Genomic DNA, 6,929 nt, shown 5'->3' on the forward strand with positions numbered 1-6,929 from the left:
TGCACTTTCGGCCCTCGTTTCGGGCGGTGAACGGCTTTTGCCCGGGCGCGACGTGCAAGATCGCCGGGGCGGGGTGGGCGGTGGCAGGGTGGGTGGGTTAGGTGGGTTGGGTGGGGAGGGCGGCGAGGTAGCGGGTGGCGAGGGTACGCAGGAGGTCGCGGAGTTCCGGCGGGTCCAGGACCGTGAACGGGACGTCGAACTTGCTCAGGTAGGTGGCCAGGTCGTGCAGCGAGTCGGTGCCGGTGACCAGTTCGCACGTCGCGTCGTCGAGCGGGATCACCTCACCCGAGGTGATGGTGCTGCGCTCGGCCACCACCGAGGCGGGCGCCTGGAAGCGGATCCGCGCCCGGTACGGCCAGACCAGCGACCGCACCCCGCGCAGCACGTGCGCCGCGGCGTCGCCGCCGGGCGGCTCGCGCGGCACGAACCGTGGCCCGGCCGGCGGCAGCGGCCGCAGCCGGTCCGCGCGGAAGGTGCGCCAGTCCCGCCGGTCGGTGTCCCAGGCCAGCAGGTACCAGCGGCGACCGGTGTAGACGAGCGTGTGCGGCTCCACGTCGCGCACGCTGGTGCGCCCGTCGTGGCCGGCGTACTCGAACCGCAGCCGTTCGTGCCCGTGCGCGGCCGCCGCGACGGTGCTCAGCGTGTCGGCGTCGACGGTGGGGCCGCCGCCGGCCGCCGAGACCGTCGCGGCGCGCAGGGCGTCGACGCGCGGCCGCAACCGCTTCGGCAGCGTCCGCTCCAGCTTGGTCAGCGCCCGCAGCGACACTTCCTCGATGCCGGTGACCGTGCCCGCCGCGGCCGCCCGCAGCCCCACCGCGACCGCCACCGCCTCGTCGTCGTCGAGCAGCAGCGGCGGCAGCGCGGTGCCGGCGCCCAGGCGGTAGCCCCCGGTCGGGCCGGTGGCCGAGTCGATCTGGTAGCCGAGCCGGCGGAGCCGGTCGACGTCGTTGCGGATGGTCCGGGCGGTGACCTCCAGCCGCGCCGCGAGGTCGGCGCCGGACCACTCGCGCCGCTGTTGCAGGAGGGCGAGCAGCCGCAGGAGGCGTACCGAGGTTTCCAGCATTTCTCCGATTCTGCCGAAGGTTGAGGAACCTGATGTTCCTCAACCCCTCCTAGCGTGGGGTCATGACCGAGACACCGAAACTGCGCGGCATGGCGAACGTCAGCTACTGGGCCGCGGACTGGCAGGCCGCCAAAGACTGGTACACGGACCTGATCGGCTTCGAGCCGTACTTCCTGCGCGACGGCTACGCGGAATGGCGGCTCGGCGACGACCGGGACGAGCTGGGGCTGATCGACAGCCGCTACCGGCCGCCGGGCACGGCGTCCGGGCCGGGCGGCGTCGTCCTGTACTGGCACGTCGACGACGTGCACGGCATGTTCGCGCGGCTGCTCGCCATGGGCGCCACCGAGCACGAGCGGCCGCAGGACCGGGGCAGCGGCTTCGTGACCGCCACGGTGGTCGACCCGTTCGGCAACCTGCTGGGCGTCATGTACAACCCGCACTACGTCGAGATCGTGTCCGGAAGAGGCTGAGCCTGGATGGACGACGCCGAGACCATCTGCTTCGCGGACATCGACGAGTGGGACCGGTGGCTCGCCGAGCACGGCGGGAGCCGCTCCGCCGTCTGGCTGACGATCGCCAAGAAGGGCGCGGCGGGGATGACGGCGGCCCAGGCCGGTGACGTGGCCATCTGCCACGGCTGGATCGACAGCCACCGCCGCCGCCTCGACGCGACGCGCTTCCTCCAGCGCTTCTCCCCGCGCCGGCCGGGCAGCCCGTGGTCGCAGGTCAATGTGGAGCGTGTGGCCGCGCTGGAGGCGGCCGGGCGGATGCGCCCCGCTGGCCGCGCCCAGGTCGCGGCCGCGAAGGCCGACGGCCGCTGGGCGGCGGCGTACGCGCCGCAGCGCGCCGCCGCCGTGCCCGACGACCTGGCCGCGGCCCTGGCGGGCAACGACCGCGCCCGCGCCGCGTACGAGGCGCTGAGCCGCAGCGCCCGGTACGCCGTCTTCCTGCCGCTGCTCAAGGCGCGCACGGCGGCGGGGCGGGCCGGCGCGCTGCGGCGGGCGATGGCGACCCTGGAGGGCGCGACCGCCCTCGACGGGTAGGCCCCGCCCGCTCGGAGGTCCGTCCGTGCGGGGGCCGCCCGCGCGGGGGCCCGTCCGCTCGGGGGGCCGTCTGCGTGGGTGGCCGTCTGCGCGGGGGGCTGCCCGCTCGGGGGGGGCCGCCCGCTCAGGGGCGCCGGGCGACCCCGGCGACGAAGGCGCGCCACGCCGTGGGGGTGAAGGCGAGCGCCGGGCCGGCCGGGTCCTTCGAGTCCCGCACGGCGACGACGCCGGGCAGGTTGTCCGCCACCTCGACGCAGTTGCCGCCGTTGCCGCTGCTGCGGCTGCTCTTGCGCCACCGCGCGCCGTTCAGCTCCATGTCTCCGCCACTTCCGTGATGAGATCGACAGACTGCCAGTGGGTCAGCGCCTCGCCGCGCACGTTCTCCCACGCAGCCATCATGGCGGCGATGTCGGCGGGGTCGCTAACCACTTGTCCCTGGAGTTGGTTGTCGAGATAGCCGGCGATCCGGTGGTCGTGGCTGTTGGCGATGACGAACGGCCCGTTCAGCCCCGCGTAGGCCCCGACCGACGACGGCACGACGTGCACCCGGATGTGCGGCTCCGCGCAGGCGGTGACGATGGCCCGGAGCTGCTCGCGCATGGTGGCCGGCCCGCCGACCGGCCGGCGCAGCACCGCCTCGTCGACGACGGCCGTGAACTGCGGCGGCTCGTCCTGCCGGAGGATGCCCTGGCGGGCGAGCCGGGCCGCCAGGTGCCGCTCCACGTCGCCCCGGGGGAACAGGCCGCCGCCGGTCAGCACGGCACGGGCGTACGCCTCGGTCTGGAGCAGCCCGGGCAACACCACCGACTCGTACGACCGCAGCGACACCGCCTCGCGCTCGATCTCCTGCCACGGACGGAACCAGATCGGGTCACGACGTCTCGAAGTGTCCGGCCAGATGTCCGACACGTCCCGGTGGAGGGCCTCCGCCGCCGCCAGCCGGTGCCGGGGATGCGGGATACGGTCCTCGGTCAGCCAGCGCCCGACCGTCTTCGGGTCGACGCCGACCTTCTCGGCGAGGGATTCGGTCGTGTGCCCGGTGTCGCTGAGCGCGACCCGCAGCGCGTCGTTCACGGGCTCCTCCCATCGGATGTCCCAAATATCTGGCGACCATATATGCACGCGGTGTACCTGTCTGCTCACTACCGGCAAGTTGGGGTGACGAAGGCGGCGTGGCCGGTGGAGGCGAGGGAGCCCGGCGGTCGCGCCAGTCGTGGGGCCGCCCCGGCGGGGAGGGCGGGGCGGCCCCCTCCAGCCCGCTCGTCGCGCACCTCGCGTCGCGCTCCCGGAGGAGGTCCCGCCCGTGCCGACCCGTCGCCCGCCCGGCCCCGACCCCGTCGCCGACCAGCGCCAACCGACCCCGACCACGCCCCACCGCGAGCCGCGGACGCCCCTGACCGTGGGCGCGACGATCCGCGTGCCGGACGACGCGTACCGCTTCGGCGAGGGGCCGCTGACCCTCCGGATCACCGAGGTGCTGAGCGTCGGCCCGTTCGAGGGACGGGTCTGGGCCGAGGTACGCGGCCACGAGGTCACCCCGGACGGCGCCCTGCGCTCCCGCGCGCGCTTCGCCTTCGTCCGCGTCGACCGGGCCAGGGTGCTCTCCGCCGGCCCCGAACCGGTGGGGCCGGTCGTCGCCGAGTCGGCCGGGCCGGTGGCCGGCGGTGCGGGGCCCGCCGGAGCGGCGGCGGCCCGGCCGTGAGTCGACGCCGCGAGCACGTCCCGACCCGGCCGACCTGGCGCTGCCGGGCGTGTGGCATCGCCTGGCCCTGCTCGGCGGCGAAGCTGCGGCTGCTCGGCGAGTACCGCCACGACCAGGCGGCGTTGACCGTCTACCTGGCGACCCTCCTGGCCGAGGCCGCCGAGCAACTCGCCCGGCTCGACCCCGGCGTCGACCCCGCCGGCCTGGCCGACCGCTTCATCACCTGGGCCCGCGCGCGCGGCTGACCAATCCGTGCCTGCGGCGCGTGGGGCTGACCAGCCCGTGCGTGCGGCGCGTGGGGCTGACCAGCCCGTGCGTGCGGCGACGGCCGGCGGCCCGTGGTGCGGCGCGCGGCTCAGGCCAGCAGGTTGACCAGGGCGGCGAGCCCGACGACCACGATCGCGGCGCGCAACGCCACCGGCGGCAGCCGGCGTCCCCAGCGGCCGCCGACCAGCCCACCCACCACGGAACCGGCGGCGATCAGCAGGGCCGGCTGCCACGCCACCGTGCCGAGGGCGACGAACAACACCGCCGCGACCCCGTTCACCAGCCCGGCGAGCACGTTCTTCACCCCGTTGACCCAGCGCAGGTCGGTGGAGAGCAGCACACCGAGCAGCCCCAGCAGCAGCACGCCCTGGGCGGCGCCGAAGTAGCCGCCGTACACCCCGGTCGCGAACACGCCGAGGAGCAGGAGCGGCCCGACCCGCCGGACCTCCCCGCCGGCCGGCGGGGCTTCCCCCGCATCCTGCCGGCGGCGGGCCAGGGCCCGGGCCAGTCGCGGCTGTGCCACCACCAGCACCAGCGCCACGATGATCAGCGCCGGCACGATCGCCCGGAACGCCCCCGGCGGCAGACGCAGCAGCAGTACGCCGCCCGTCAGCCCACCGAGCACGCCGGCGACGCCCAGCCGCGCCAGCAGCCCGCGGTGCCCGGCCAGATCGTGCCGATAGGCGTACGCCCCGGAGAACGACCCCGGCACCAGCCCGACCGTGTTCGACACGTTCGCCACCACCGGCGGATAGCCCAGCGACAGCAGCACCGGGAAGGTCACCAGCGTGCCCGAGCCCACCACCGCGTTGATGGCGCCCGCCGCGACCCCGGCGGCCAGCACGGCCAGCCCCTCGGCGGCGTTCAGCATCGTGTTCATTTGTGTCCGCGCTTTCCCCGGGCCGGTCGTCGCCCTCAGGTCGCCGCCGCCCGGTTACCTCGCTGTCGAATGCGGGTGCCAGCGTAGGGTCCGCGCCCCGCCGGTCGACCGACGTGCGTCAGAGATCACCTCGGCCGAGCGCCAGCCGTCCCACGCCCCGGCCGGCCCCCCAACCCGTCAGTTCAGGAATGCCGTGACGGTTTCCACGAACAGGTCGGCGTCGTCGTGCCACGGGAAGTGGCCCGCGCCCGGCTGCACGGCGAGCGAGGCGTGCGGAAAGAGACCGGCGAACTCGATCACGGAACGGGGCGGGCTGTTGACGTCGAACTCCCCGGCCAGCAGCAGGACGGAGTTCTGGTGGGTGGCCAGGGCCGCGCGGATCGTCTCGGGGCAGAAGGCGCCCTCGGCGGCGAAGATGCCGGCGGCCTCCTGGTTCGTCTGCGAGCCCTGGGCCGCGTGCCGGCCCCTCGCGGCCGCGTCCCACCGGCCGTGGCGGAAGGGGGCGATGGCCTCCCAGTCGGCGTCGTCGGCCCGGTTGTTGGTGATCGCCTCCAGCGCCGCGAACGCCGCCGGAAACCACGGCTCGTCCTGCCGGAGTCGTGCCGTCTCGCGTCGCGTCTCCCCGGTGACCGCGATGCCGACGGCGAAGGTGCTGGGCGTGATCAGGGCCAGCTTGCCGACGCGCCGCGGGTGTCGGACCGCGTACAGCGTCGCGAGGTTCGCGCCGGCGGAGTGGCCGAGCAGGTCCACCCGGTCGAGCCCGAGGTGTTCGCGCAGGGCCTCGACGTCGTCGACCAGGCGGTCGCAGCGGTACGAGGAGGTGTCCTCGGGGATCGCCGACCGTCCCGTGCCGCGCAGGTCGAGGACGACCAGCCGGCGGCGCCGGGACAGGCCGCCGAGGTCGCCCAGGTAGACGGAGTCCTGCATGGGGCCTCCGGGCAGGCAGACGAGCGGGTCGCCGTCTCCGGCCGTGCGGTAGGAGAGCCGGGTTCCGTCGGAGGCGGAGAAGGAGGGCATGGCATAGACCCTCTCACCTGGGATTCGCCGGAACCAGGGGCCGCCATCCGCCGTTCCTAGCCGATGGCGGTTACGTACTCGTGGATCTGTCGGGCCGCGTCCTCCGGGTCGTACAGGAGGGTGTTGATGGTCAGGTCGGCCCTGTCCGAGATGAGCGGGGCGGCGTCCCACGCCCGCAGCGCTTCGGCCGGGTCCTCGATGCCGCGGTTTCTCAGCCGCACCTCGACCATCTCCCGGGGGCACCACACGAAGACGACGACCCAGCGGGTGTCGGGGATGGCGCCGGTGACGGCGTCGATGCCCCCGACCTGGCCGAGGTGGACCACGGGAACGTGCTCGGCCAGCCTCGCCGTGAGCCGGGACCGGTCGATGGCGTAGGTGGCGCCCTGCCGCTGGTCCTCCCAGAGGACGTCGCCCCGCCGGCGCAGCTCCTCGATCTCGGCCGGGGTGGTCGCCCGGTAGCCGTTCGTCCGCCCCCGTCCGGCCTTGAGGCGCGGAAACAGGGCGTACCGCTCGTGCAGCGCCTCCAGGCACCGGGTGATGGTGTCCTTCCCGACGGCCGGTGGGCCGTAGAGGATGATGCCCGGGTTCACGCCGAGGCTCCCGGCAGGCGCGGATGAGGGGAGTCCGGCCGGGTGAGGCTGGACCGAGGGGATGACAAACTGGCGTCCTCTCGCCACGCGGCACCCAGCCGGGAGGCCGGGTTGCCGGAGTCGTCGCTTGCCCGGAGGAGCGTAGGCCCCGCGGTCACGGGGGTTGCTCCCCACCGGCGGCACGAACGAGCCGACAACCGGGCCGCCGTACGACGAAGGGCCGGTCCCCGTGGGGGCCGACCCTGTCGTTCTTCCTGCTCAGGAGAGCGGAGGATACGAGATTCGAACTTGTTTATCGCCTCAGGTCAGGGCGTCGTCACCCCCGCTGACCAGGGGTTCCGGCGGGGATGGCGGGGGCTGA

Annotated in this window: 10 protein-coding genes; 4 read left to right on the forward strand and 6 right to left on the reverse strand. The window is 74.6% G+C overall.

Going from position 1 to position 6,929, the window contains the following annotated elements; all coding sequences use genetic code 11:
- Nucleotides 1–97: 97 nt before the first annotated feature.
- A complete protein-coding gene (locus tag ACGF7U_RS31170) occupies nucleotides 98–1,063 on the reverse strand; it encodes a helix-turn-helix transcriptional regulator (RefSeq protein WP_393112845.1) in 966 nt (321 codons plus the stop codon).
- Between the two features lie 62 nt (nucleotides 1,064–1,125).
- Here ACGF7U_RS31170 and ACGF7U_RS31175 point away from each other — a divergent pair, with 62 nt between their 5' ends.
- Both ACGF7U_RS31175 and ACGF7U_RS31180 read left to right on the forward strand, forming a co-directional pair.
- Nucleotides 1,126–1,536 carry a VOC family protein gene (locus ACGF7U_RS31175; protein WP_393112847.1) on the forward strand — a complete coding sequence of 137 codons (411 nt, stop codon included), beginning with the start codon at nucleotides 1,126–1,128 and terminating at the stop codon, nucleotides 1,534–1,536.
- 6 nt (nucleotides 1,537–1,542) lie between these two features.
- Nucleotides 1,543–2,109, forward strand: a complete 567-nt coding sequence (locus tag ACGF7U_RS31180; RefSeq protein ID WP_393112849.1) for a YdeI family protein — start codon at nucleotides 1,543–1,545, stop codon at nucleotides 2,107–2,109.
- 124 nt (nucleotides 2,110–2,233) lie between these two features.
- Here the strand turns inward: ACGF7U_RS31180 and ACGF7U_RS31185 are convergent, their stop codons facing one another.
- Together ACGF7U_RS31185 and ACGF7U_RS31190 are read right to left on the reverse strand one after the other, a co-directional pair.
- Nucleotides 2,234–2,425, reverse strand: coding sequence for a DUF397 domain-containing protein (locus ACGF7U_RS31185; protein WP_393112851.1), 192 nt, complete (start codon nucleotides 2,423–2,425; stop codon nucleotides 2,234–2,236).
- Nucleotides 2,416–3,183 carry a Scr1 family TA system antitoxin-like transcriptional regulator gene (locus ACGF7U_RS31190; protein WP_393112853.1) on the reverse strand — a complete coding sequence of 256 codons (768 nt, stop codon included), beginning with the start codon at nucleotides 3,181–3,183 and terminating at the stop codon, nucleotides 2,416–2,418. Before ACGF7U_RS31190 ends, ACGF7U_RS31185 begins: the two co-directional genes overlap by 10 nt.
- 229 nt (nucleotides 3,184–3,412) lie before the next feature.
- Here ACGF7U_RS31190 and ACGF7U_RS31195 point away from each other — a divergent pair, with 229 nt between their 5' ends.
- The gene (locus tag ACGF7U_RS31195) at nucleotides 3,413–3,811 is read left to right on the forward strand and encodes a hypothetical protein (RefSeq protein WP_393112855.1); all 399 of its coding nucleotides are present in this window, start codon (nucleotides 3,413–3,415) and stop codon (nucleotides 3,809–3,811) included.
- A complete protein-coding gene (locus ACGF7U_RS31200; protein ID WP_393112857.1) occupies nucleotides 3,808–4,056 on the forward strand; it encodes a flavin reductase in 249 nt (82 codons plus the stop codon). Before ACGF7U_RS31195 ends, ACGF7U_RS31200 begins: the two co-directional genes overlap by 4 nt.
- A gap of 110 nt (nucleotides 4,057–4,166) precedes the next feature.
- Here the strand turns inward: ACGF7U_RS31200 and ACGF7U_RS31205 are convergent, their stop codons facing one another.
- From ACGF7U_RS31205 to ACGF7U_RS31215, 3 genes are all read right to left on the reverse strand, one after another.
- On the reverse strand, nucleotides 4,167–4,958 hold the full coding sequence (locus ACGF7U_RS31205) for a sulfite exporter TauE/SafE family protein (protein WP_393112858.1): 792 nt from the start codon (nucleotides 4,956–4,958) through the stop codon (nucleotides 4,167–4,169).
- Nucleotides 4,959–5,135: 177 nt separating this feature from the next.
- Nucleotides 5,136–5,975 carry an alpha/beta fold hydrolase gene (locus ACGF7U_RS31210; RefSeq protein WP_393112860.1) on the reverse strand — a complete coding sequence of 280 codons (840 nt, stop codon included), beginning with the start codon at nucleotides 5,973–5,975 and terminating at the stop codon, nucleotides 5,136–5,138.
- Nucleotides 5,976–6,031: 56 nt separating this feature from the next.
- Entirely contained in the window at nucleotides 6,032–6,568 is a 537-nt protein-coding gene (locus ACGF7U_RS31215; RefSeq protein ID WP_393112862.1) for a kinase, read from the reverse strand.
- Between the last annotated feature and the right edge of the window lie 361 nt (nucleotides 6,569–6,929).

Origin of the sequence: Micromonospora sp. NPDC047670 (assembly GCF_043204915.1) — a bacterium.
Lineage (GTDB): Bacteria > Actinomycetota > Actinomycetes > Mycobacteriales > Micromonosporaceae > Micromonospora.